Below are 22,899 nucleotides of genomic sequence, written 5' to 3'. Positions count from 1 at the left end.
TGAGACCGGTGAGCCTCGAAGCCGCTGCAATCGCGTTGACGACTGCGGTGGTGAAGGCCGCCGCCAAGATCTGGCTGGGCGACCGCCCGATCGCCGCTGACGCCTCGGCCAAGGCCCTCGACCTGCTGGAGAAGCAGGCAGCCGGCCTCAACGACCGCCGCAAGCTCCGGCTCCTGTTCACCAACCTCGAAGACCGGGTCGCCGACCGCCTGCTGCCGTTCCTCGACGTCGAGTTCCGCGCCGTGCCCGAGCACGAGCGAGCAGCCGCGGTGGAGGCGGTACGCGAGACGTTCGAGGGCGCCGCCCTGACCGACGACGACCTGTTCGCCGCCGACCTCGACGCCGCGTACCTCTACCGCTACCTGCTCCGCACGGTCCCCGGCGTCACCAGGCTCCTCTCGGCCGACGCGACCGAGCTGTACCGGCGAGTGCTGCGGGAATGCTGCGCGTACCTGGTACAGGTGACGAGCACCCTGCCCCGTTTCCAGCCGGGCGCGCTCGTCAAGATCCTCCAGCGCGAGACGGAGATCCTCGAAGCGGTCCGGAACGTGCTGGCGACGCTCCCCGAACGCCGTCACCCGGACGACTTCGCCGCGGACTTCCGCCGCCAGGTCGTGACGGCCCTCGACCGGATGGAGCTGTACGGCGCGGGCCTGACCGAGGCGACCCGGCTGTACCCGTTGTCGGTCGCCTACCTGAGCCTGAGCGTCGCCTCCGACCTGGACGTTCCCGGCGACCGGATCGAGCACGTGCTGCCACGGACGTCGAAGATCCTCCTGCGCGGCGAAGCAGGCTCCGGCAAGACGACGCTGCTGCAGTGGCTGGCCGTCCAGTGCGCGAGCCGCCAGCTGCGGAACGTCGACGGCTGGGACGACGTCGAGCCGTTCCTGGTACGGCTGCGCCGGTTCAGCCACGAGCCGCTGCCGGCCCCGGAACGCTTCCTCGACGAAGTCGGCCGGCACATCGCCGACGAGATGCCGCCGGGCTGGGTGCACCGGCAACTGCGCCAGGGCACGGCCGTCGTGCTCGTCGACGGCCTCGACGAGGTCCCGGACGAGCGCCGCCGCGAAGTGCACGAGTGGCTGCGCGAACTCGTCGGCGCGTTCCCCCGCGCCCGGTTCGTCGTCACCACGCGTCCGGCCGCCGTGACCGCCGGCTGGCTGAGCGGCGAGGGGTTCACCGAGGTGCGCCTCCAGCCGATGACCCCGCGTGACGTCCGGACGTTCGTCACCCGCTGGCACCAAGCGCTGCCGGGCGAACCACGCGACGACGAACGCGACGCCCTGATCACGGCCATCGGCGCCCGCAGCGCCCTGCGGCGCCTCGCCGAGAACCCGCTGCTGTGCGCGTTGCTCTGCGCACTGCACCACCAGGGCAACGGACGGCTCCCGGAAAACCGCATGGAGCTGTACGACGTCGCCCTGCGCATGCTGCTCGACAGCCGCGACATCGAGCGCAAGATCGACGTCCCCGTCCGGCTGTCGCTGACCGAGAAGCAGGTGTTGCTGCGAAGCCTGGCGTACTGGCTGGTCCGCAACGGCCACACGGACGTCCCGGCCGCCGACGCCGAAGCCCGCATCACGGCGAAGCTGCGTTCGATGGGCCAGATCGACGTGACACCGCGGACGGTGTTCCGCCACCTGCTGGACCGCGGCGGCGTCCTGCGCGAACCGGTCCCGGGCCGCATCGACTTCGTGCACCGCACGTTCCAGGAGTACCTGGCCGCCCAGGCGGCGATCGAAGAGGACGACATCGGCATCCTGACGGCGAACGCCCGCCGTGACGAGTGGCGCGAAGTGGTGGTCCTGGCGGCCGGCCACGCCCACCCTTCGCAGCGCGAGCGCCTGCTGGACGGAATCCTCCAGTGGGACACGGACGAGCAGGAACGGCTGAAGCTCGACCTGGTGGCGCTGGCGTGCCTGGAGACATCACCGACGTTGAGCGAACGGCTGCGCAACGAGATCGAGGACCGCGCCAGCACCCTGATCCCGCCTTCCAACAGAGACGAAGCAAAGGCGTTGGCAGCAGCGGGCGAGTTCGTTCTCGACCTCCTGGCCGACAGCGACCCCGAAGACCCCGCAGCGGTGGCGGCGACCATCCACGCGATTGCGTTGATCGGCGGTCCGGGTGCATTGGAACTGTTGACCCGTTACCGCAACGCCCAAGATGAGGTTGTGGTCGACGAACTGATCGAGGCTTGGCACCGGTTCGATCCGGCCGAATTCGCCGAGCGCGTTCTGGCCGATCTGCCGATCGAGGACTTGTACGTGGAAGACGTGGTGGAACTCGCCAGTCTGAGGCACCTGCGACATCTCAAGGACCTCGGCTGCAACGTCAACAGCACGGACGAGTTCGACTTCGCACTATTGGCCGGAATTCCGCTGGAAAGCATCACCCTGCTGGGTGTCTCATACGGAGGATCGGCGGACATCGGACCGCTTGCCGAACTGCCACACCTCCGCAGGATCATCGCCGAAGTGCCGACGCACGGGTGGGCGCGGCTGGCCGATCTGCCGAACCTGGAAATACTGCAGCTGAGTCACATCGGAAACATCGGAGAGCTTGCCGAGCTGCCCTCCTTCCCGCGCCTGCGCGTGTTGACGGTGGACCAAGCCGAGTACCTCAAGGATCTACAGTGTCTATCCTTTTTGGATCGACCGGAGCAACTCGTTCTCCGGCGTTGCCCCAGGCTGCGAGACATCCACACCCTGGTTCGCTGGGCCGGGAGCCTGACAGAGCTCAGCCTCACCGAATGCCCCCACGTAGACCTGAGCGTCCTCCCTCTGCTGACCGGACTTCGAGTGTTGAAGCTCGTGTACACCACAGTCCCCGACCTTCGGCTCGTGGCCGGCCTCAACGAACTCCGGGAGCTGCGACTGCACGGCACCGGCGACATCGATCTGGCCCCGCTCGCCAACCGGCCCGACCTCAAGGTGACGGCGACCATCCAACCCACGCTCTTCGACTAGCAGTAGATTCGGGTCGTGATCGACCACATCAGCATCCCCACCGAAGCCGGTTCCTTCGACGCCATCGCCGCCGGTCCCGAGGACGGGCGGCCTGTGCTGCTGCTGCACGGCTTTCCCGAAGCCGCCGTCGAGTGGGAGCACCAGGTCGCCACCCTCGGGGTCCTCGGGTTCCGGGCCGTCGCACCCGATCAGCGTGGCTACTCGCCCGATGTGCGGCCCGAGCAGGCCGCCGACTACTCCATCGATCACCTTGTGGGGGACGTCGTCGCCATCACCGAAGCGCTGGGCTGGCCGAAGTTCGACCTCGTCGGGCACGACTGGGGTGGCGCCGTCGCCTGGTGGACCGCCGATGCGCACCCCGATCGCCTGCGCAGCCTCGCCGTCGTCTCCACACCGCATCCCGCCGCGCTCGCCGCAGCCATGAAGACCGACGAGGACCAGTACCTGCGCTCCCGCTACATGACCGAGTGGCGGCAGACCCGCGTCACCGAGCGGCGGATGCTGGAGAACGACGGCCGCGCGCTGCGGGAGATGTTCGAGCGGCGCGTGCCGCTCTCCAAGGTCGACGACTACGTTCGGCGGCTGTCCGAGCCGGGCGCGCTCACCGCCGCCCTCAACTGGTACCGGGGTGGGCGGCCCGGCGGGAAGATCGGCAAGATCGCCGTGCCCACGCTGTACGTCTGGACCACCGAGGACGTCTCCTTCGGCTCGACCGCCGCCCTCGACACCGCGAACTGGGTCACCGCGCCCTACCGCTTCGAAATACTCGAAGACGTCACGCACTGGGCGCCCGAGGAGGCGCCGGAGGCCGTCACCACGCTGCTCGTCGAGCACCTCAACGCGCGGTAACCAGCCGTCACCCCGCCGGGCGGACCCGCGGTAACCCACCCGCCTCGCGGTACGGGCCACCGCCGGCCGTCGTGTTCACTGGGGCACGTGGATACCGCGACCGAAACCGAGACCGAGCAGATCGTCTTCGTCACCGAAGACGGCGTGCCCACCGGCGAAACCGGCCCGAAGCTGGCCAGCCACCACGAGCACACCCGGTTGCACCTGGCCTTCTCGTGCTACGTCCTGCGGCGCAGCGACAACGCCCTGCTGATCACCCAGCGCGCGCTCCACAAGAAGGTTTGGCCGGGGGTCTGGACCAACAGTGTCTGCGGCCACCCGGCACCCGGCGAACCCCTTGAGGACGCCGTCCGCCGGCGGGCCGGCTACGAGCTCGGGATGCCGTCGCTGTCCGGGCTGCACTGCGTGCTGCCGGCCTACCGCTACCGGACGCCGCCGTTCCAGGGGATCGTCGAGAACGAGTTCTGCCCGGTGTTCGCGGCGTGGGCCGACACCGAGCCGGCGCCGAACCCGGAAGAGGTCGGCGACTGGCGCTGGATCGCCTGGGGCGACTACACAGAGCTACTGAACGAGGCGTCGGCCAATGTGAGTTACTGGGCCAAGGACCAGTTCGAGCAGCTCAAGGGGATCGAGCCGTTCTCCGGACTCTGAGGTGATTGTGCCGCAGAGTAACCGTCACTGTCCCGTTTGAGCGAAATTCACCTTCCCTCGCACCGGCACCTCAAGCGCGACCTCCACCGCGACGACAACCAAGGAGTGGCGGAGGTGGGCACAGTCGACGGCGAAGGCGCACTGGGCCGGACAGCCGGCCCGCGGCCGCCGGACCTGCTGCGGCTGCACGAGGCCATCGCCGGCCTGTTCGCCACCCAGGGCGACTGGCGCCGCGCCTACCAGCACCTCCGGTCCGCGCTGGACATCGCCCGCGACGGCAGTCTCCGCGACGCGCTGACGTCGAGTTACAACCGCCGGTACCTCGACGAGCGGCTGTACGGACCGTTCACCGACCGCCCGCCGCTGGGGATCGCGCTGATCGACCTCGACCGGTTCAAGAGCGTCAACGACACGTACGGTCACCTCGTCGGCGACCGCGTCCTGCGCCGGGTCGCCGATCTGCTGCAGGAGGACCTGCCCCCGGACGGCTTCTGCGCCCGCTACGGCGGCGAGGAGTTCGTGCTGTGGCTGCCGGGCGTCGACGCCGGGGACGCGGTCCGGCTCGTCGAGGGCGCCCGGCTCCGCGTCGCGCGTCACCCCTGGTCAGAACTCCAGCCCGGGCTCCGGGTGACGATCAGCGCCGGCCTGGCCCACGCGGCACCGGACGCCGGGACTCCGGAGCGTCAGCTGCGCAGCGCGGACTCGCTGCTTTATGCGGCGAAACGCGCGGGCCGCAACAAAGTGGCCTATCACGACGCGCAAACGACACAGTTAATAACCCACTCTGAGTAACGCAAACAGGGCATTACCCCGGACCGCCGAGGCGGCGCCTCACCCGTTTGTCGACGCGCAGCGGCCGTTCGTCGACTCAAGGTGAAGAAAATTCCGGGAGGGTGTCGTCACGAACGGGGGGTATCCGTACGATAACGAAAACCGCCGGGGGAACGATCACCTCCTGCGGGGGAAGGCGGCCAAGTTCCAGCCCGCCCAGCGGACGCGCGAGAGGAGACCGAGTGCCGGACGAGCACGACAGCCCGGGAACCGGTCGCCGTACCGGCCGCCGCCGGTCGATGGAGGACCAGGGCGGGATCAGCGTCTCCGACGTCGTCGCCCGCACCACCGGCGCCCGCCCGGTGCCGCCGCGCGAGCAGCAGGACCGCCCCGACCAGCCGGGACGCCGGGTCCCGCCGGCGCACCCGCGTGCCGCGCAGGGCCCCACGGAGAACCCAGTACCCACGGACGCGACGCGTCAATCACGCACCCCGCGCCCCCGCCAGCCGAGGCGGACGACGGCGGCGGCCCCCCAGCCGGAAGCCCCCCTCCAGCGCCGCCCCCCGGCGGCCAACCCGGGCCCCCAGCAGACGGCGGCCCAGCAGCCACCGCGCCGGCCCCGCCGCGCAGCCGGCGAAGCCCCGGAAGGCACGACGCCCGACAGCCCACGCCCCAGGCGAGCAGCCGACGGCCGTGAGGGAGTTGCGCCCGACGGCCCCGCACCCCGCCGCACCGCACCTCGCCGGGCCCCCGGCGCCGAAGCGGCTCGGCCCACGCCGGACAGCCCGGGACCTCGCCGAGCAGCAGACGCACCTCGCCGCACGGCTGAGCACCCGGCCCCTCGCGGTGCCGACGGCCCAGCGGCCCGTCGCGCGGCAAGCGCGGCCGAGCCACAGCGCCCGGCCGACGGCCCAGCGGCCCGCCGCGCGGCGAACGCGGCCGAGCCACAGCGCCCGGCCGACAGCCCAGCCGCCCGCCGCGCAAGCGCCGAGCCGCGGCCCGCACCGGACGGTCCCGCACCCCGCCGCGTCGCCGCCGACGGAGCGGCCCCTCGCCGCGCAACAGCTGCCGCGGAGCGGCCCACCCCCGACAGCCCGACGCCCCGCCGCACCGACGGCCCGGCCGCGCGCCGCGCAGCGAGTGCGGCTGAGGGAGCTCTCCCGCAGCGCCCGGCCGCGGACGGTCCCGCCGCCCGCCGCGCAGCAGCGTCCGAGGCCGACGGCGTCCAGCGCCCCCCGTCCGCCGTGCCGCCGCGGGCCGCGCTCGATCCGCTCACCATGACCGACGAGATGGAAGCGATCGACGAGGCGACCCAGTACCGCCGCAAGATCGACCACACGCTCGCCCGGTTCTCCGCCGCGCACGACGAGATGGAAGCCGAGGAAGCCAAGCGGCGGGAACGCCGTGAACGGCTCTCGCCCACCTCGCTCATCGAGAGCACCCGCACCGCCCTGCAGCGGGTCGTCACGACCGCGCCGTCGCCCGAAGAGGAGGACCACGCCGAAGCCGAGCTGACCCGGCTGCAGGAAAAGAAGCAGCAGAAGATCGAACGCTCGGCCCGGTTCGGGCGGATCGCCGCCGCCGTGGTGGCGGGGCTCGTCTTCCTCGGGATCGGCGGTGCCTGGGGCGCGCAGACCTACTTCGACGCCAAGTTCACCCAGGTCTCCGCGCTCGACGAGAACTCGTCGGACATCCAGGACGCCGACGCGCAGGCCAACGACGAGAACTTCCTGATGGTCGGCTCCGACACCCGCGACGGCGCGTCCGCCGAGGAAGGCGTCGGCACCGCCGACAGCAACCCGGGCGCGCGAAGCGACACCGTGATGGTGGCGCACATCCCGGCCGACCGGAAGCGGGTCGTCGTCACGTCGTTCCCGCGCGACCTCGAGATCGACCGGCCCGACTGCCAGCGCTGGGACCCGGCGCAGAACAAGACGACCGACCAGGTCTCCCCGCGGCAGAAGATCGCCAAGCTGAACACCGCCTACGCGGTGGGCGGGCCGGCCTGCGTGACGAAGGTGATCCAGCAGCTCACCGGCCTGCGGATCAACCACTTCGTCGGGATCGACTTCAACGGCTTCAAGGAGATGGTCGACGCCGTGCACGGGGTCACCGTCCACACCGACATCCCGATCGACGACGAAATCCTCGGCAAGGTCCTGATGCAGACCGGTGACGTGACGATCTCCGGCGACCAGGCGCTGAACTTCGTGCGCGCGCGGCACGTCAAGGCGGACGTGGCGAAGTCGGACTACGACCGGATCAAGCGGCAGCAGGAGTTCATCGGGGCGCTGCTCAAGAAGGTCATGTCCTCGGACGTCGTGCTCGACCCCGGCAAGCTCAGCGACTTCATCAGCGCCTTCGCGAAGGCCACCTTCGGCGACAACCTCGGCGTCAAGCAGATGATGACGCTGGCGCAGTCGATGAAGGGCCTGGACTCGTCGAAGATCACCTTCCTGACCGTCCCGACGGTCGGCATGGCCAACAGCCGCGGCAACGAAGTCCTCGTCGTCAGCAAGACGAAGGCCCTTTTCGACGCGCTCCGCAACAACACCCCGCTGCCGGACCCCAACGCGCCGGTCCCGGTGAGCGAGCAGGCCCCGCCGACCAGCACGTCCAAGTCCAAGAGCAGCGGCAACTCCAAGCCGACCAGCACGCGCAAGAGCACGAGCAACGGCTGATCCGCGAGGATCGTTAGTGCGGGTTCACGTGCGGTTCACCCGGCGATGCGGTGTTTGGCCACGGTTGGCCGTAGGGTTGGGCCATGCGTGAGGCCTACCATGTCGAACTCGAACAGCTCGCCGACCACCTGGCGGGGATGTCGGTCCAGGTCGCCGACGCCATGGAGCGCGCCACGCGCGCCCTCCTGGAGGTCGACCTCAGTCTCGCCGAGCAGGTGATCAGCGACGACTCGAAGGTCGACGACGCCCGCGCTCAGTGCGAGGAGCAGGCGTACGCCCTGCTGGCCCTGCAGGCGCCCGTGGCGACGGACCTGCGCACGGTCCTCGCGGCGATCCACGCCGCCGAAAGCCTGGAGCGCATGGGCGACCTGGCGCTGCACGTGGCGAAGGCCGCGCGACGCCGTCACCCCGAGCCGGTGCTGCCGGAAGCGGTGCGGCCGTACTTCGCCGAGATGGGCGAGGTGGCGGTCAAGCTGGCCCGCCAGGTCGAGCAGGTGATCCACTCCAAGGACATCGAAGCGGCGAAGACGATCGAGTCCGACGACGACCAGGTCGACGACATCCACCGCCACCTGTTCACGGTCCTGATGGACCGCGAGTGGCCGTTCGGCGTCGCCTCGGCGGTCGACGTGACGCTGCTGGGCCGCTTCTACGAGCGCTACGCCGACCACGCGGTGTCGGTGGCTAAGCGGATGATCTTCGTGGTCACCGGCAAGATGCCGGGCTACGGCACCGACGACGACATCTGAGCCCGACAACGAAAAATGCCCCCGGCCGCGGCCGGGGGCATTTTCGTTCCTCCACTTAGGACAAAACGGAAGGCCTTCCTCGCCGGCCCCGAGCGCCGGCGAGAAAGGCCTTCCGCAGCAACGGCAACTCAGCCGAAGCGTCCGGAAATGTAGTCCTCGGTGGCCTTTTCGTCCGGGTTGGAGAAGATCTTCTCCGTGTCGTTCAGCTCCACCAGCCGGCCCGGCTGGCCCACGCCCGCCAGGTTGAAGAACGCCGTCTGGTCGGAAACCCGGGCCGCCTGCTGCATGTTGTGCGTCACGATGACGATCGTGTAGTCCTTCTTCAACTCCCCGATCAGGTCCTCGATCGCGAGCGTCGAAATCGGGTCCAGGGCCGAGCACGGCTCGTCCATCAGCAGGACGTCCGGCTGGACCGCGATCGCCCGGGCGATGCACAGCCGCTGCTGCTGACCGCCCGACAGCCCGCCGCCCGGCTTGGTGAGGCGGTCCTTGACCTCGTTCCACAGGTTCGCGCCGCGCAGGGCGCGCTCGGCGATGTCGTCGAGGGTCTTCTTGCCCTTGGTGCCGCCCAGCTTCAGGCCCGCCACCACGTTGTCCTTGATGGACATCGTCGGGAACGGGTTGGGGCGCTGGAACACCATGCCGATCGTGCGGCGCACCTGGACCGGGTCGACCGCCGACGCGTAGATGTCCTCGCCGTCGAGCAGCACCTGGCCGTCCACGCGGGCGCCGGGGATCACTTCGTGCATGCGGTTGAGCGTGCGCAGCACCGTCGACTTGCCGCAGCCCGAAGGGCCGATGAACGCGGTGACGTTGCGCGGCGGCACGGACAGGGTGACGCCGTCCACGGCGTGGAACTTGCCGTAGTAGATGTCGACGTCCTTGACATCGATTCGCTTGGCCATCAGGAACAGCTCACTTCTTCTTCGGGGCGACGAGGCGCGCGAACACGGTGGCGAGGAGGTTGATCAGCGCGATGATGAGCACCAGGGTCAGCGCCGCGCCCCAGATCCGGTCGAAGCCGACCGAGCCCGGGTCCATCGGGTTGCTGACGCGCTCGTTGTTCATCAGCAGCGGGAGGGCGGCCTGCTCGCCGTGGAAGATGTCCCAGTTCGTGTAGGCCGAGTAGCCGACGAGGACCAGCAGCGGCGCGGTCTCGCCCATCACGCGGGCGAGGGCCATCATGACGCCGCCGACGATGCCGGACAGCGCCGTCGGGAGCACGATCTTCATGATCGTCTTCCACTTCGGCACGCCCAGCGCGTACGACGCCTCGCGCAGGTCGTCCGGGACGATCCGCAGCATCTCCTCCGACGAGCGGACGACCACCGGGATCATCAGCAGCACCAGGGCCAGCGACACGGCGAACCCGCTGCGCGGCAGGCCGAGCGTCGTGATCCACAGCGCGTAGATGAACAGCGCGGCCACGATGGACGGCACACCGGACAGGATGTCGACCATGAACGTGGTGGCCTTGGCGAGCTTGCCCCGGCCGTACTCGACGAGGTAGATCGCGACGAGCATGCCGATCGGCACCGCGATGACCGCGCAGACGAGGCCCTGCAGCAGGCTGCCGATGATGGCGTGCAGCACGCCGCCGCCGACCTCGTCGGACAGCACGTCCCCGAAGTCCTGGGTCCACCAGTTGCTGTACGGGAGGCGCTTGATCCCGTCGGCGACGACCGTGTAGAGCACCCACACCAGCGGGACCACGGCGATCAGGAACGACAGCCAGACCAGCGTGGTCGCGAGCCCGTTCTTGACCTTGCGGCCCATGCTGACCTGCTGGAACGCGGGCGTCGCCGCGGGCGCTTCGAGAGAGGTGACGGACATGCTCAGTCCCCCTTCTTGCCGATGATGGACCGCGCGGCGAAGTTGACGACGAAGGTGAGCACGAAGAGCACCAGACCGGCCGCGATGTACGCGCCGGCCGAGACCTCGTTGTTGAACTCGCTGTAGTTCGCGGCGATCTTCGACGCGAACGTCGACCCGCCGTCGAAGAGGCTCCAGTCGAAGTTCTTGCCCTGCGGGATGAGCAGGATGACGGCCAGCGCGATCGTCTCGCCCAGCGCGCGGCCGAGGCCGAGCATGGACGCGCCTACGTAGCCCGCCTTGCCGAACGGCAGGACCGTGGTGCGGATGACCTCCCAGCGGGTGGCGCCGAGGGCCAGCGCGCCCTCGATGTGCGGGGTCGGCGTCCGCTCGAACACCTCGCGCGAGAGCGAGGTGATGATCGGCAGGATCATCACGGCCAGCACGATGCCGGCGGTGAAGATCGTGCCGCGCACGCTCGGCGCGACGTTGCCGGGCGCGAGCAGCGGGAACCACGAGAACGTGTCGTTGATCCACTGCGAGAACGGCTCGATCGCCGGCGCGAACACCAGGATGCCCCACAGGCCGAAGATGATCGACGGCACCGCGGCGAGCAGGTCGATGATGTAGCCGAACGGCCGGGCCAGCCGCTTCGGCGCGTACTGGGTCAGGAACAGCGCGATGCCCATCGACACCGGCATCGCGATGATCAGCGCGACGAGCGACGTCGCCACCGTGACCTCGAGCAGGTCGAGGATGCCGAACGACATGTTCGCCGGGTCGTTGGTCGACCAGCCGTGGTTGGTGAGGAAGTTCGCCTTGTTGGCCTGCAGCGCCGGGATCGCCTGGATGAGCAGGAAGAGCCCGATCAGGCCGATCAGGCCGACGACGAAGATCCCGGCCCCGGTGGTCAGGTTCTGGAAGATGCGGTCACCGGGCCGCACCTTCTTCGCTTTCTCGCTCACGGGCGGCTGCGGCGCCGCCGGGGAGCCTGGTTGCTCCGAAATCGGGACCTCCGGGGGCGTCGTGGCGGACGACGAACGCCCACCGGGGTCGCCGGTGGGCGTTCGCGTCGAGGATGACTCGCTCATCAGCTACTTCTGACCAGCCTCTATCACTCGTTAGTCAGTCGCAACGCCGGTCAGGAAATCGCCTTGACGGCGGCCAGGACCTTCGTCTGCAGCGACTGCGGGATCGGCACGTAGCCCTTGGCGGACAGCGGCTGCTGGCCGTCGGTGGCGGCCACCGTCAGGAACGCCTTGACGGCCTTCGCGACGTTCGGGTCCGCGTACTTCGAGCAGACGATCTCGTAGGTCGTCAGCAGCAGCGGGTAGGCACCCGGGGTGTTGCTGGCGTAGATGCCGTTGAGGTCGAGCGCGAGGTCGTTCGTGCCGTCCTTGAGGAACTTGGCCGCGTCCAGGGACTTCGCCACGTTCTCCGAGTTGAGCTCGACACCGCCGGAGCCGCTGTCGATCAGGGCCGGGGTCAGGCCGTCCTTGGCGAACGCGCCCTCGACGTAGGTGATGCCGCCGTCGGAGGCCTTCACCGCGGTCGCGACGCCGTTGGAGCCCTGCGCACCGTTGCCGACGCCACCGTTGAACTTCTTGCCGGCACCCTTGGTCCAGTCGGCCTTCGCCGCCGCGCCCAGGTACTTCTGGAAGTTGTCGGTGGTGCCCGACTCGTCGGAGCGGGAGACGACCTGGATGGCCTTGTCCGGCAGGTTCAGGCTCTCGTTGCCCTTGACCGCCTTGATGGCCGGGTCGTTCCACTTGGTGATGCCACCGCTGAAGATCTTCGCGGCGACCGACGGGGACAGCACCAGCTTGTCCACACCGGACAGCTTGTAGGCGATGGCGATCGGGCCGACCACCATCGGGATGTTCCAGGCGTCGCTGTTGCAGCGCTTCTTGGCCGCGTCCAGGTCGGCGTCCTTGATCGGCGAGTCCGAGCCACCGAAGTCGATCTGGTTGGCGTTGAACTGCTTGACGCCGGCACCCGAACCGCTCGGGTTGTAGTTGACCTGCTGGCCCGAGCACTTCTTGCCGTACTGCTGCGTGAAGATGTCGATCGCGTTCTTCTGCGCCGACGAACCTTCCGCGGAGAGCGGGCTCTTGCCGCCGCACTCGACGTCGGCCGTGCCCGTCGCGGCCGGGGCGGCAGCGGAGTTGGAGCTGCTGCTGTTGGTCGCCGCGGGGTCGGAACCACAGGCGGCGAGCACGAGGGCGGCGCTCGCGACGATGCCCACCGCGCTCAGGGGCCGCATGATCTTCACTGCTGTTTCCTCCATCAGGAGCTTGACCGGGTCGTCGCGGCGTGCTGCCGCGCCGGATCCGGACATTAGGCAGCCCCGATGGACGGGTGCCCCTCTCCAGATGAACGGAAAGTGAACAAGGCCGTGGATGTGAGCAGTGCTACTAGTCCGAAAGAGTGCCGTGTCCCGCCCGTGACCTGGGCGTTCGCACACTGTGACGGACTGTTGGCACGCCGTTTGTAACGCTCACCTACCGTACTGGACGTCGGTTTCGTGACGGGCGAACCCGAGCTTCGTGTAGACGGCCAGCGCCGGCGCGTTGTCGCCCTCGACGTACAGGATGATCTGCCGCAGGCCGCGGCCCGCGAGGTACCGCAGCCCGGCGAGCGTGAGCGCGCGCCCGAGCCCGCCGCCCTGCGCGGCCGGGTCGACGCCGACGACGTAGACCTCGCCGACGCGCTCGCCGCCGAACCGGCCCGGCGCCGCCTCGTGCACCTTCGTCCAGTGGAAGCCGACCACCTCACCGTTCTCTTCGGCGAGGAAGAAGCCGTCGGCGTCGAACCACGCCCGCCGCTCGTCGGCCCGGACGTCGTCGGCGGTCAGCGCACCCTGCTCGGGGTGCCAGTCGAAGGCCCGCGCGTTGACCCGGACGACGGCGTCCTCGTCCTGCCCCGGCACGAACGTCCGCAGCGAGACGCCCGCGCGCAGGATCGGCTCCGGCCAGTCCGCGCCTTCGACGTCGACGTGCAGGATCAGCAGCTCGCGCTTGCGCTCCAGGCCCGTCTTCAGCGCCAGTTTCCGCGCGGCCGGGTGGTCGCCGTGCGCCCAGACCCGGAAGCCGACCGCGGCCCGCTCGTCGAGCGCCTGAAGCAGCTTCGCGCCGTAGCCGCGGTTGCGGTGGGCGGGGTGCACGAACAACTCGGCGACCTGGTGCCCGAAGGAGTCGCCGGTGGTGTCGAGGTGCGCGTACGCGACGACGTCACCCTCGACGCAGGCGACGAGGTGCTCACCGCCGTCGAACTCGCCGGGCAGCGGGCCCGCCGGCTCGACCTCGGGCCGCCCGTCGGCCGCCCGCACGGCCAGCAGCAGCCCGCGGACGTCCTCGAGCTGCTTTTCGTCCAGTTCCTGGCGCCACTCTCCGGTCACCTCTGCGACCGTACCCGCGGACGAGGCAACGCGACGGTTGTCGCCGCGTCCAGGTGAACGTGGGGACGTCAGTGCGCGAGTTCGGGAGTTTCGGCCGGGGCCTCGGCCGGAGCCGGCTGGCGGGGCACGCCGGCCTTGGCCGGCCGCTCGAACTTGTAGCCGACGTTGCGGACGGTCCCGATCATCTGCTCGTGCTCGGGGCCGAGCTTGGCGCGCAGCCGCCGCACGTGGACGTCGACCGTGCGCGTGCCGCCGAAGAAGTCGTAGCCCCAGACCTCCTGCAGCAGCTGGGCTCGGGTGAACACCCGGCCGGCGTGCTGGGCGAGGTACTTGAGCAGCTCGAACTCCTTGTAGGTGAGCTCGAGGGTGCGCTTGCGCAGGCGCGCGGTGTAGGTCGCCTCGTCGATGACCAGCTCGCCGACCCGCAGCTCGGCGTCGACCTGCGCGGAGCCGCCGTCGCGCGTGGTGACCAGACGCAGCCGGGCGTCGACCTCGGCCGGGCCCGCGGTCGGCAGCAGGATGTCGTCGGTGCGCCACTCGGCGCTCACGGCGACGAGCCCGCCTTCGCCGACGACGGCGATGATCGGGGTGGCTGCTTCGTCCTCGCCGGTGCCCTTGAGCAGGCGGCAGAGGCTCTTCGCCGAGGCCAGGTCGCTGCGGGCGTCGAGGAGGATCACGTCGCGGTGGCCCGCGTCGAGCAGGGCGGTCACCTCGGGAGCGCGGACGCGTACGGTGTGCGGCAGCAGGTCCAGCGCGGGCAGTACCGAGGTGGCGTCGGCCTCCGCAGTCAGTACCAGAAGGTCCAGGCTCATCAGCCGCACCGCCTTCTCGAGTCGTCGCCGCACAGCGGCGTTGGTCGGTGCTAAGTGAGAATAGCGGCTGAACGGCCGGGCACCTAACCCTTGCTGGATCGATCACACCTGGCGAAACCCGGGTGTCCCCGACGAACAGGAGTACGGACGCGATGGTGAGCAGGCCCGTGACCCGGGACGACCGACCCGCACCGAGGCCGGACGCACGACGCCGCGGCCGCCGCGCCCGGCGCTGGGTGATCGCCCTCGTCGTGCTGGTCCTGCTGCTGGTCGGCGCCGACTTCGGGGCGGCCGCGTACGCCGAGCACCTGATCTCGCAGAAGGCGCGGACCCAGCTGCAGCTGACCGACGACCCGTCGGTCACGATCCACGGCTTCCCGTTCCTCACGCAGGCCCTCGGCGGTGACTACAGTCACATCAGCGTGTCCGCCGCCGGCATTCCGGTCGCCGACAAGCTGCAGGACGTCGCGGTGAACGCCGAGCTCGAGGACGTCAAGGCGCCGCTGTCGGACATCACGAACGGCAACACGAAGGCGATCACCATCGGCAAGCTGACCGGCGCGGTCACCATCAAGGCCGCCGACCTGGCCCGGCTGTCCCCGCTGGACAAGATCAAGGACCTGCGGATCGAGCCGTCGACCACCGAGTACGTCCAGAACGGCGACAGCGGGCAGAGCGAGCCGACGCCGACCACGACGAAGACCACCGAGGGCCAGGCCGACCAGGACGAGTCGAGCACCGGTGTCCGCATTTCGGGACACCTTTCGTTCGCGGGCAAGGATCTGGAAATCTTCTGCTTCGCGATGATCGAGGCGGACGCGGCCAAGGGCACGATCAACTTCGTCCCCAAGCGCCTGCAGTTCGGGAACGACCAGGAGACGACGGTCGTCCCGCAGGCGGTGCAGAAGGTGCTGCTGCCGAACTTCAGCGCGTCGATCAGCACGAAGGACCTCCCGCTGTCGGTCACCCCGACCGGCGTGCGGGTGCAGAGCGGATCGGTGACGATCAAGGGCGAAGCGGCGAACGTGTCCTTCGCGGACCTGAGCAAGTAGGGAGCGGTGCGGTGACGGGGCTGTGGGTGCTCGTGGCGACGCTGGTGGCCGCGGCGGCCGTCGGCGCGCTGCTGCGCGTGCGCAACGGCCGGGTCCGGGCCGCCAGGCCCACCGCCCGTGCGCTGCCCGCCCCCGTCACCGACGTGCTCGACCCGGCGTCCGCCGTGACGCTGGTCCAGCTCTCCACCACCTTCTGCGCGCCCTGCCGGCACGCGAAGGCCGTGCTCGCGCCGCTGGCCGAGCGCACCGACGGCCTGCACCACGTCGAACTCGACGTCACGAACCAGCCGGAGGTCGCGCAGTCGCTGTCGGTGCTGCGGACGCCGACCACGATCGCGCTGACCCCGGACGGCCGGGAGCTGCTGCGCGTCGGCGGCGTCCCCAAGGGACCCGAACTGCTCGACGCCCTGCGGCCCCATCTCACGACTCGGACGCCCTGACCAGGGCGTTGTCCCAGAAACCGGGAATCGTCCCAAGGTATGAACGTGGTTCCCACTCTGAGGGAGCACTGGGTACCCTCGCACCCGTGACCGGGCTGACCACCTTCTTGACGCAGCGACGCGCAGTCGACCTCTGCCGCGTCCGCAGCAGCCTGTGTCGCGTTCAGTCCGACCGGCACTGAACCTTTCCATCCGGTCCCCGCCAGCCCTGATGCCGCTGACGCGTGCGGTTCGCACGCTCATCCGTAGCTCCCGTTGGAGGCACCATGCCCGCCGGACCGGCCGTCGACCCGCGAGGCCCGCGGTTCGCCGCCATCCTGACCACGATCGTGCTCGCGGTCGTGCTGCTCACCCAGTGGTGGCCGCTGCTGGCGGCCCAGACCGTCGTCTTCGCGATCGGGGCCTTCGTGGGCCTGAAGCAGGCGCCGTACTCGATCGTCTACCGGGCGCTCGTGGCCCCGCGCCTCGGCCCGGCGAGCGAGCGGGAGGACGCGGCGCCGCTGCGGTTCGCCCAGGCGGTCGGGTTCGTGTTCGCCCTCGCCGGCACGGTCGGGTTCGCGCTCGACGTCGCCCCGCTCGGCATCGTCGCGACGGCCTTCGCGCTGTTCGCGGCCTTCCTCAACGCGGCTTTCGACTTCTGCTTGGGCTGCGAAATGTTCTTGCTCATCAAACGCTTCACGCCCGCCCGCGCGTCCTGAAAGTTCAACCCCAGAAAGAGAGTTCTGTTCTCATGAGCCGTGAAGACGTCCTGGTCACCACCCAGTGGGCCGAGGAGAACCTGGACACCCCCGGCGTCGTGTTCGCCGAGGTCGACGAGGACACCACCGCCTACGACGCCGGCCACATCCGGGGCGCGGTGAAGTTCGACTGGCGGAACGACCTGCAGGACGGGGTGCGCCGCGACTTCGTCTCCAAGGAGGGCTTCGAGAAGCTCCTCTCGGAGAAGGGCATCGCCAACGACGACCTCGTGGTCCTCTACGGCGGCAACAACAACTGGTTCGCCGCGTACGCCTACTGGTACTTCAAGCTGTACGGCCACGAGAACGTCAAGCTGCTCGACGGCGGCCGCAAGAAGTGGGAGCTCGACGGCCGCGAGCTGAACTCCGACGAGGTCAAGCGCGACACGACCGACTACCAGGCCCAGGACCAGGACCTCTCCCTGCGGGCCTTCCGCGACGAGGTCGTCCAGTCCATCGGATCGAAGAACTTCGTCGACGTGCGCTCGCCCGACGAGTTCTCCGGCAAGCTGCTCGCCCCGGCGCACCTGCCGCAGGAGCAGTCCCAGGTTCCCGGCCACATCCCCGGCGCGCTGAACGTGCCGTGGGCGAAGGTCGCCAACGAGGACGGCACCTTCAAGACCGAGGAAGAGATCAAGGAGCTGTACAAGGACGAGGGCATCGACGAGGGCCGGGGCACCATCGCCTACTGCCGCATCGGCGAGCGCTCCTCGATCGCGTGGTTCGCGCTCCACGAGCTGCTGGGCTACGAGGACGTCAAGAACTACGACGGGTCATGGACGGAATACGGCTCGCTCGTCGGCGTGCCGGTCGAGTTGGGAGCCAAGTGATGGCGGTTGACGACAGCTGCGGCGCACCGGTCCAGGAGGCCACGCCGGCGGACTACGACACGCGCGGCCAGGTCGTGCTGGCCGGCAAGGTGACCGGCGCGGACGGGCCGGTCGGCGGCGCGTTCGTCCGGCTCCTGGACGGCGGCGGCGACTTCACCGGCGAGGTCGTCTCGTCGGCCGACGGCGACTTCCGCTTCTACGCGGCGCCGGGTGAGTGGACGGTCCGGGCGCTGCACCGCACCGGCAACGGCGAAGCCTCGGTCACCGCCGAGGGCCCCGGCCTGCACCAGCTGGCGATTTCGGTCGCCTGAGTTCGTTCCCCGTGAAGGCCTTCCTGCTTCGGCAGGGAGGCCTTCACGGCGTTTCCGGGCGGGTGACCGTGCTCACCGCGGCGACCCTGCGCAGGGCCTTCCCGGGCCGGGCGGACTAAGCTGCCTGCCGTGGAAGCTCTGTTTACGACCTTGCTGGTCCTCGCGGGCGTGGCCATCACCTGGTTCGCCGTGTACGTCGTCTACCGGCTGTACGCGGACCAGCGCTGACCCATGACCGCAAGCGGCGACGAAGCCATCGTGGCAGCGGAGAGGCGCGCGGAGAGCACCCGTGCGCGCAACCTCCCGCTGTGGGACGACCTGCCCATCCCCAACGACACGGCGAACCTGCGAGAGGGGCCGAACCTCAACGACGCCTGCCTCGCGCTGCTGCCGCTCGTCGGCGTCTGGCGCGGTGAGGGCGAGGTCGACTACCCGACCATCGACGGCCCCCGCAAGTTCGCCCAGCAGCTGACGATCTCGCACGACGGCCGGCCGTTCCTGGTCCACGAGTCGCGCGCGTGGCTGCTGGACGACGAGGGCAACGTCATCCGCCCCGCCGCCCGCGAGTCCGGGTTCTGGCGGCCGCAGGAAGACGACACGATCGAGCTGCTGCTCACCCACAACACCGGCATCGTCGAGCTGTACTACGGCAAGCCGCGCAACCAGACGTCGTGGGAGCTCGGCACGGACGCGGTGATCCGCACGGCCACGGCCAAGGACGTCACGGCGGCCCAGCGGCTGTACGGCCTGATCGAAGGCTCCCTCGGCTACGTCGAGGAGCGGGCGATGGTGGGCCAGGAGATGCAGCCGCACACCTCGGCCCTGCTGCACCGCGTCGTCGGCTGAAGCCGTGCGCTGGCGGCGGTGCGGCGAGGACGCCGCCCTGCTCGACTGCGACTCGCTCGAGCAGCTGCGGGCCGCCCACGCCACCGTGCTCGCCGCGCGCCCGCCCGGGGTCGTCGACCTCGTGCCGGGCGCGCGCAGCCTGCTCGTCGTCGGCGGTGCCGCCGCGGTGCGGGCGCTGCTCGAAGCCGCCGATCTCACGCACCCGCCCGCGGACGAGCCGCGCGAAGTCACCCTCGACGTCCACTACGACGGCGAGGACCTCCCCCTGATCGCCGCCGACGCCGGAGTCTCCACGGACGCCGTCGTCGACCTGCACACCGAGGCGGTCTACACGGTCGCGTTCACCGGCTTCGCGCCCGGCTTCGGCTACCTGACCGGGCTTCCGCCGCAGCTCCAGCAGCCGCGCCTGGAGTCGCCGCGGACCCGCGTCCCGGCCGGGTCGGCCGGGATCGCCGGCGAGTTCACCGGCGTCTACCCGCGCGAGTCACCGGGTGGCTGGCGGCTGCTCGGGCACACCTCGGCGACGCTGTTCGACCCGCACGCGGACCCGCCCGCGCTGTTCGCGCCGGGGGACCGCGTCCGCTTCCGGAGCGTCCGGTGAGGAGCCTGGAGGTGCTCGATCCGGGCCGATATGCCCTGGTGGAGGACCTGGGCCGGCCGGGTTACGCCCACCTGGGGGTCGCGCCTTCGGGGGCGCTGGACCAGGCGTCGCTGCGGCTGGCGAACCGGCTCGCCGGCAACCCCGAGGCCGCCGCCGGGATCGAAGCCCTGCTGGGCGGCCTCTCCGTCCGGTTCACGACGGCGGTGACGGCGGCGGTCACCGGCCCGGCGGTCGACGTCCGGGTCGACGGGCGTCCGGTCGGGTCTCACGCGCCCCTGCCGGTTCGGGCGGGGCAGACGTTGACGCTCGGCACGCCGGCCGCGGGTCTGCGCTGCTACCTGGCCGTCTCCGGCGGTATCGCGGTAGAGCCGGTGCTGGGCAGCCGGTCCCGGGACGTCCTGTCCGGCATCGGCCCCGAGCCGTTGCGCGCCGGAGACGTGCTTCCGCTGGGCGAGCCCGGGGTGCCGGCCGGGGCGGACGTCGTCGTGGGGGTCCCGGCGCCGGGCGAGCTGGTGGTGCCCGTGACGCTCGGCCCGCGTGACGACTGGTTCGACGACCCGGCCGGCGCGCTCGTGGCGGGCTGGACGGTGACCGCGGACTCGAACCGCGTCGGCCTGCGCCTCGACGGGACGCCGCTGCGCCGGGCCGTCGACGGCGAGCTGCCCAGCGAAGGCGTCGTCACCGGCGCGATCCAGGTGCCGCCGAGCGGCCTGCCGGTGGTGTTCCTCGCCGACCACCCGACGACCGGCGGCTACCCGGTCGCCGCCGTCGTCAGGACGGCCGCGCTGAGCGCCCTCGCGCAGGCTCGGCCGGGCACCCGAATCCGGTTCCGCCCTTCCTGAGCAAGCCGTACCGCCACGCGGGTGAGACCCGGATCACGCGGTGCACCCGTCCGGGTAGGGCTCGGAACCATGTCGCGCCGCCGCCCGTCCTGATAAGCGTGGAACAGGTGACGATCAGCGGTGGCACGGGTTTCCTCGACGTGAACGCGCGGGCACGGGCGGAGCTGCCGCAGTCGTTGCGGATCGCGCTGGCCACCGGGCAGCTGCGCCGTCCCCTGGCCACCACCCTGGGCCCGGTCCTCGACCTGCTCGTCGACGGCGACTACCGCGTCAGCGGCCCGGAACGGCTGCCGGACGGCCAGGAGCTCACGCCGACCGACGCCTGGCCGCCGTCGGACGAGGCCCGCGTCGGCTACTACCGGACGGCCATCCGCAGCGGGCACCGGCCGGTCGCGGTGGTGCTGGCCGACGGCGAACGCGAGCTGATCATCGACGGCCACCACAAGATCGCCGCCTACCGCGCCGAAGAGGTCGCGCCCGCCGTCGTCCGGATCAGCCAGAATCAGGCGTATTCGCCTTCGTAGGCCGCGACGAGCTCGGCGTACACCGCCGCGGAATCGGGCAGCCGCTCGCCGTCGAGGGTGTGCACGCGGGTCAGCTTGCGGACGCTGGAGGCCATGAACACGCCGTCGCCCTCGACGAGGTCGCGCACGGTCAGCGGCTCCACCTTGACCGCCCAGCCCGCCTTCTCGGCGCCGCGGAACAGCGCGGCCTGGGTGGTACCCGGCAGGATCCCGATGCTCGACGGCGGCGTGTAGAGCGTCCGCCCCTTCGCCAGCACCACGGTCGAGGTCGGGCCTTCGAACACCGAACCGTCGGCGGCGGTGAAAATCACATCTTCGGCGTGCTGACGCGCCGCTTCCCGCACCGCGGCCATGTTCATCGCGTACGAAAGCGGCTTGGCGCCCAGCAGCAGCCAGGGCGCGCGCTCGGCGAGGTCCGGCGGGAAGCCGCGTTCGAGGGTGATCGCGGCGACGCCCTCGGCACGCGCCTTGAGGATCGGCGGCGAGACCGCCGAACCGAGCGCGAAGCCGGTCGGCACCGCGGCCGGGTCGCCGTCGGATCCCCTGGTGTACACCAGTTTCAGCACCATTTCGGGCCCGCCGGTCCACCGTTCGACGACGAGCGAAACGACCCGTTCCCAGGCCGCGAGGTCCGGCTCGGGCAGGTCGAGCATGGCGGCCGAGCGGGCCAGCCGCTCGAGGTGCGGCCGCAGCTCACGGGGCCTGCCGTCGACGACGAGGATCGTCTCGAAGACGCCGTCGCCGCGCATCAGCCCGAGGTCGTCGACCTTGATCTGGGCCACGTCGGGATCGGCCGGGGTTCCGTCGAGGAAGACGAGGACGCGCATGGGCACACGGTACTCACCTAGGCTGGGCGGTATGCCGTACCGCTCGCCGCTGCTGGACGTGCCCGGATCGATCCCCGCCCCCGAGTCAGACACTGTGCACCCCGAGGCCGGAGTGCCCTGGCACTGGGGAGACCCCTTCGCCGAGCAGCGCACGGCCTCGCGCAGCGTGGTCGTGATCGACCGCTCGCACCGCGAGTTCCTCGCCGTCAGCGGCGAAGAGCGGCTGTCGTGGCTGCACCTGGTCATCTCCCAGCACGTGACCGGCCTCGCCGAGGGGTCCGGCACCGAGGCGCTGGTGCTCGACAGCCAGGGCCGCGTCGAAACGCACATGGTGCTGGCGCACCTCGACGGTACGGTCTACCTCGACACGGACCCGGAGCCGCGCGTCACCAGCGCGCTGCCCAAGGGCGGCCCCCAGACGCTGCACGAGTACCTCGAGGCGATGAAGTTCTGGTCCAAGGTGGACATCCGCGACGCGACCGGCGAGCTCGCGCTGCTGACGGTGCTGGGCCCGGACGCCGAGCGCGTGCTGAGCGCGGTCGGCGCCGAGGTCGGCCCGGAGCCGTACGCGGTCGCGGCGTTGCCGGGCGGCGGCTTCGCCCGGCGGATGCCGTGGCCGGGCCGGTCCAGCGTCGACCTGGCGGTCCCGCGCGCCGCGCTGGTGGACTGGTGGAAGCGGCTGACCGACGCGGGCGCGCGGGCGGCGGGCAGCTGGGTGTTCGACGCGCTGCGCGTCGAATCGGTGCGGCCGCGGGTGGGCGTCGACACCGACGAGCGCACGATCCCGCACGAAGCCGGTTGGGTCGGCTCGGCCGCGCACGTCGCGAAGGGCTGTTACCGCGGCCAGGAGACGGTGTCGAAAGTCCACAACGTGGGACGCCCGCCGCGGAACCTGCTCCTGCTGCACCTCGACGGCTCACCGGAAGTCACCCCGGAGACCGGCGACCCGCTGCTGCTCGACGGCCGGACGGTCGGCCGGATCGGCACGGTGATCCAGCACCACGAGCTCGGACCCATCGCGTTGGCGCTGGTCAAGCGGTCGACGCCGGTGGGCGCGGAGCTACTGGCGGGATCCGGGGACAACCTCGTGCAGGCGGCCATCGACCCCGATTCGGTGCCGTCGGAGCAGCCCGCACCCGGCCGTGCCGCAGCCGCGCAACTCCGTGGCTGAACGAAAGCCCCTGACAGCGAGATCACG

The 22,899-nt window shown here is 70.5% G+C and carries 23 protein-coding genes; 16 read left to right on the top strand and 7 right to left on the bottom strand.

Annotated features, from left to right (window positions below; all coding sequences use genetic code 11):
• Nucleotides 1-8 precede the first annotated feature (8 nt).
• From ABZW17_RS23655 to phoU, 6 genes are all read left to right on the top strand, one after another.
• Nucleotides 9-2,969, top strand: coding sequence for an NACHT domain-containing protein (locus ABZW17_RS23655; protein ID WP_354817931.1), 2,961 nt, complete (start codon nt 9-11; stop codon nt 2,967-2,969).
• Between the two features lie 15 nt (nt 2,970-2,984).
• Entirely contained in the window at nt 2,985-3,818 is an 834-nt protein-coding gene (locus tag ABZW17_RS23650; RefSeq protein ID WP_354817928.1) for an alpha/beta hydrolase, read from the top strand.
• An 87-nt stretch (nt 3,819-3,905) separates the two neighbouring features.
• Complete coding sequence (gene idi, locus ABZW17_RS23645; protein WP_354817925.1) at nt 3,906-4,469, top strand: isopentenyl-diphosphate Delta-isomerase; 564 nt, start codon at nt 3,906-3,908, stop codon at nt 4,467-4,469.
• Nucleotides 4,470-4,583: 114 nt separating this feature from the next.
• The gene (locus tag ABZW17_RS23640; RefSeq protein ID WP_354817922.1) at nt 4,584-5,261 is read left to right on the top strand and encodes a GGDEF domain-containing protein; all 678 of its coding nucleotides are present in this window, start codon (nt 4,584-4,586) and stop codon (nt 5,259-5,261) included.
• A gap of 1,223 nt (nt 5,262-6,484) precedes the next feature.
• Nucleotides 6,485-7,921, top strand: a complete 1,437-nt coding sequence (locus ABZW17_RS23635) for an LCP family protein (protein ID WP_354817919.1) — start codon at nt 6,485-6,487, stop codon at nt 7,919-7,921.
• An 83-nt stretch (nt 7,922-8,004) separates the two neighbouring features.
• Complete coding sequence (phoU, locus tag ABZW17_RS23630; RefSeq protein ID WP_354817916.1) at nt 8,005-8,670, top strand: phosphate signaling complex protein PhoU; 666 nt, start codon at nt 8,005-8,007, stop codon at nt 8,668-8,670.
• 128 nt (nt 8,671-8,798) lie between these two features.
• Here the strand turns inward: phoU and pstB are convergent, their stop codons facing one another.
• The 6 genes from pstB to ABZW17_RS23600 form a co-directional block, all read right to left on the bottom strand.
• Nucleotides 8,799-9,575 carry a phosphate ABC transporter ATP-binding protein PstB gene (gene pstB, locus ABZW17_RS23625; RefSeq protein WP_354817913.1) on the bottom strand — a complete coding sequence of 259 codons (777 nt, stop codon included), beginning with the start codon at nt 9,573-9,575 and terminating at the stop codon, nt 8,799-8,801.
• A 10-nt stretch (nt 9,576-9,585) separates the two neighbouring features.
• Nucleotides 9,586-10,503, bottom strand: coding sequence for a phosphate ABC transporter permease PstA (gene pstA, locus ABZW17_RS23620; protein WP_354817910.1), 918 nt, complete (start codon nt 10,501-10,503; stop codon nt 9,586-9,588).
• 2 nt (nt 10,504-10,505) lie between these two features.
• Nucleotides 10,506-11,426 (bottom strand): phosphate ABC transporter permease subunit PstC, encoded by a 921-nt coding sequence (gene pstC, locus ABZW17_RS23615; RefSeq protein WP_354818121.1) that lies wholly within the window; start codon nt 11,424-11,426, stop codon nt 10,506-10,508.
• 197 nt (nt 11,427-11,623) lie between these two features.
• Nucleotides 11,624-12,754 carry a phosphate ABC transporter substrate-binding protein PstS gene (gene pstS / locus ABZW17_RS23610; RefSeq protein ID WP_354817907.1) on the bottom strand — a complete coding sequence of 377 codons (1,131 nt, stop codon included), beginning with the start codon at nt 12,752-12,754 and terminating at the stop codon, nt 11,624-11,626.
• 225 nt (nt 12,755-12,979) lie between these two features.
• Complete coding sequence (gene mshD / locus ABZW17_RS23605) at nt 12,980-13,879, bottom strand: mycothiol synthase (protein WP_354817904.1); 900 nt, start codon at nt 13,877-13,879, stop codon at nt 12,980-12,982.
• A 68-nt stretch (nt 13,880-13,947) separates the two neighbouring features.
• Nucleotides 13,948-14,691 (bottom strand): response regulator transcription factor, encoded by a 744-nt coding sequence (locus ABZW17_RS23600; RefSeq protein ID WP_354817901.1) that lies wholly within the window; start codon nt 14,689-14,691, stop codon nt 13,948-13,950.
• 152 nt (nt 14,692-14,843) lie between these two features.
• On the opposite strand from ABZW17_RS23600, the gene ABZW17_RS23595 reads away from it, so the two are divergent.
• The 9 genes from ABZW17_RS23595 to ABZW17_RS23555 all read left to right on the top strand — a co-directional run bounded on the left by ABZW17_RS23595 (nt 14,844) and on the right by ABZW17_RS23555 (nt 20,874).
• On the top strand, nt 14,844-15,743 hold the full coding sequence (locus tag ABZW17_RS23595; protein WP_354817898.1) for a DUF2993 domain-containing protein: 900 nt from the start codon (nt 14,844-14,846) through the stop codon (nt 15,741-15,743).
• 11 nt (nt 15,744-15,754) lie between these two features.
• The gene (locus tag ABZW17_RS23590; RefSeq protein WP_354817895.1) at nt 15,755-16,183 is read left to right on the top strand and encodes a thioredoxin family protein; all 429 of its coding nucleotides are present in this window, start codon (nt 15,755-15,757) and stop codon (nt 16,181-16,183) included.
• Nucleotides 16,184-16,449: 266 nt separating this feature from the next.
• Nucleotides 16,450-16,881: a DUF4395 domain-containing protein gene (locus tag ABZW17_RS23585; protein WP_354817892.1), complete on the top strand. Its 432-nt coding sequence runs from the start codon at nt 16,450-16,452 to the stop codon at nt 16,879-16,881.
• Nucleotides 16,882-16,913: 32 nt separating this feature from the next.
• The gene (locus tag ABZW17_RS23580) at nt 16,914-17,750 is read left to right on the top strand and encodes a sulfurtransferase (protein ID WP_354817889.1); all 837 of its coding nucleotides are present in this window, start codon (nt 16,914-16,916) and stop codon (nt 17,748-17,750) included.
• Complete coding sequence (locus ABZW17_RS23575) at nt 17,750-18,061, top strand: DUF1416 domain-containing protein (RefSeq protein WP_354817886.1); 312 nt, start codon at nt 17,750-17,752, stop codon at nt 18,059-18,061. The genes ABZW17_RS23580 and ABZW17_RS23575 overlap by 1 nt, the downstream gene beginning before the upstream one ends.
• A gap of 231 nt (nt 18,062-18,292) precedes the next feature.
• Nucleotides 18,293-18,907, top strand: a complete 615-nt coding sequence (locus ABZW17_RS23570) for an FABP family protein (protein WP_354817883.1) — start codon at nt 18,293-18,295, stop codon at nt 18,905-18,907.
• A gap of 4 nt (nt 18,908-18,911) precedes the next feature.
• Nucleotides 18,912-19,508 (top strand): allophanate hydrolase subunit 1, encoded by a 597-nt coding sequence (locus ABZW17_RS23565; RefSeq protein ID WP_354817880.1) that lies wholly within the window; start codon nt 18,912-18,914, stop codon nt 19,506-19,508.
• Between the two features lie 11 nt (nt 19,509-19,519).
• Complete coding sequence (locus ABZW17_RS23560) at nt 19,520-20,350, top strand: biotin-dependent carboxyltransferase family protein (protein ID WP_354818118.1); 831 nt, start codon at nt 19,520-19,522, stop codon at nt 20,348-20,350.
• A gap of 98 nt (nt 20,351-20,448) precedes the next feature.
• Nucleotides 20,449-20,874, top strand: a complete 426-nt coding sequence (locus tag ABZW17_RS23555) for a hypothetical protein (protein ID WP_354817877.1) — start codon at nt 20,449-20,451, stop codon at nt 20,872-20,874.
• Here the strand turns inward: ABZW17_RS23555 and ABZW17_RS23550 are convergent.
• Nucleotides 20,853-21,701 (bottom strand): aminodeoxychorismate lyase, encoded by an 849-nt coding sequence (locus ABZW17_RS23550; protein WP_354817874.1) that lies wholly within the window; start codon nt 21,699-21,701, stop codon nt 20,853-20,855. The two genes, ABZW17_RS23555 and ABZW17_RS23550, sit on opposite strands and share 22 nt — an antisense overlap.
• A 31-nt stretch (nt 21,702-21,732) precedes the next feature.
• Between ABZW17_RS23550 and ABZW17_RS23545 the strand changes: the two genes are divergently transcribed.
• On the top strand, nt 21,733-22,872 hold the full coding sequence (locus ABZW17_RS23545; protein WP_354817871.1) for a folate-binding protein: 1,140 nt from the start codon (nt 21,733-21,735) through the stop codon (nt 22,870-22,872).
• Nucleotides 22,873-22,899: the final 27 nt, after the last annotated feature.

This window comes from Amycolatopsis sp. NPDC004625, assembly GCF_040609695.1.
In the GTDB taxonomy this organism is placed as follows: domain Bacteria; phylum Actinomycetota; class Actinomycetes; order Mycobacteriales; family Pseudonocardiaceae; genus Amycolatopsis.
This window is presented reverse-complemented; position numbering and strand designations above follow the sequence as displayed.

What these genes read in the sequence shown, in the direction of transcription:
- ABZW17_RS23570 (WP_354817883.1), top strand. Translation starts at nt 18,293, where the DNA reads ATGACCGCAAGCGGCGACGAAGCCATCGTGGCAGCGGAGAGGCGCGCG.
- phoU (WP_354817916.1), top strand. Translation starts at nt 8,005, where the DNA reads ATGCGTGAGGCCTACCATGTCGAACTCGAACAGCTCGCCGACCACCTG.
- ABZW17_RS23585 (WP_354817892.1), top strand. Translation starts at nt 16,450, where the DNA reads ATGCCCGCCGGACCGGCCGTCGACCCGCGAGGCCCGCGGTTCGCCGCC.
- ABZW17_RS23575 (WP_354817886.1), top strand. Translation starts at nt 17,750, where the DNA reads ATGGCGGTTGACGACAGCTGCGGCGCACCGGTCCAGGAGGCCACGCCG.
- pstB (WP_354817913.1), bottom strand. Translation starts at nt 9,575, where the DNA reads ATGGCCAAGCGAATCGATGTCAAGGACGTCGACATCTACTACGGCAAG.
- ABZW17_RS23550 (WP_354817874.1), bottom strand. Translation starts at nt 21,701, where the DNA reads ATGCGCGTCCTCGTCTTCCTCGACGGAACCCCGGCCGATCCCGACGTG.
- ABZW17_RS23595 (WP_354817898.1), top strand. Translation starts at nt 14,844, where the DNA reads ATGGTGAGCAGGCCCGTGACCCGGGACGACCGACCCGCACCGAGGCCG.
- pstA (WP_354817910.1), bottom strand. Translation starts at nt 10,503, where the DNA reads ATGTCCGTCACCTCTCTCGAAGCGCCCGCGGCGACGCCCGCGTTCCAG.
- ABZW17_RS23600 (WP_354817901.1), bottom strand. Translation starts at nt 14,691, where the DNA reads ATGAGCCTGGACCTTCTGGTACTGACTGCGGAGGCCGACGCCACCTCG.
- ABZW17_RS23580 (WP_354817889.1), top strand. Translation starts at nt 16,914, where the DNA reads ATGAGCCGTGAAGACGTCCTGGTCACCACCCAGTGGGCCGAGGAGAAC.
- ABZW17_RS23545 (WP_354817871.1), top strand. Translation starts at nt 21,733, where the DNA reads ATGCCGTACCGCTCGCCGCTGCTGGACGTGCCCGGATCGATCCCCGCC.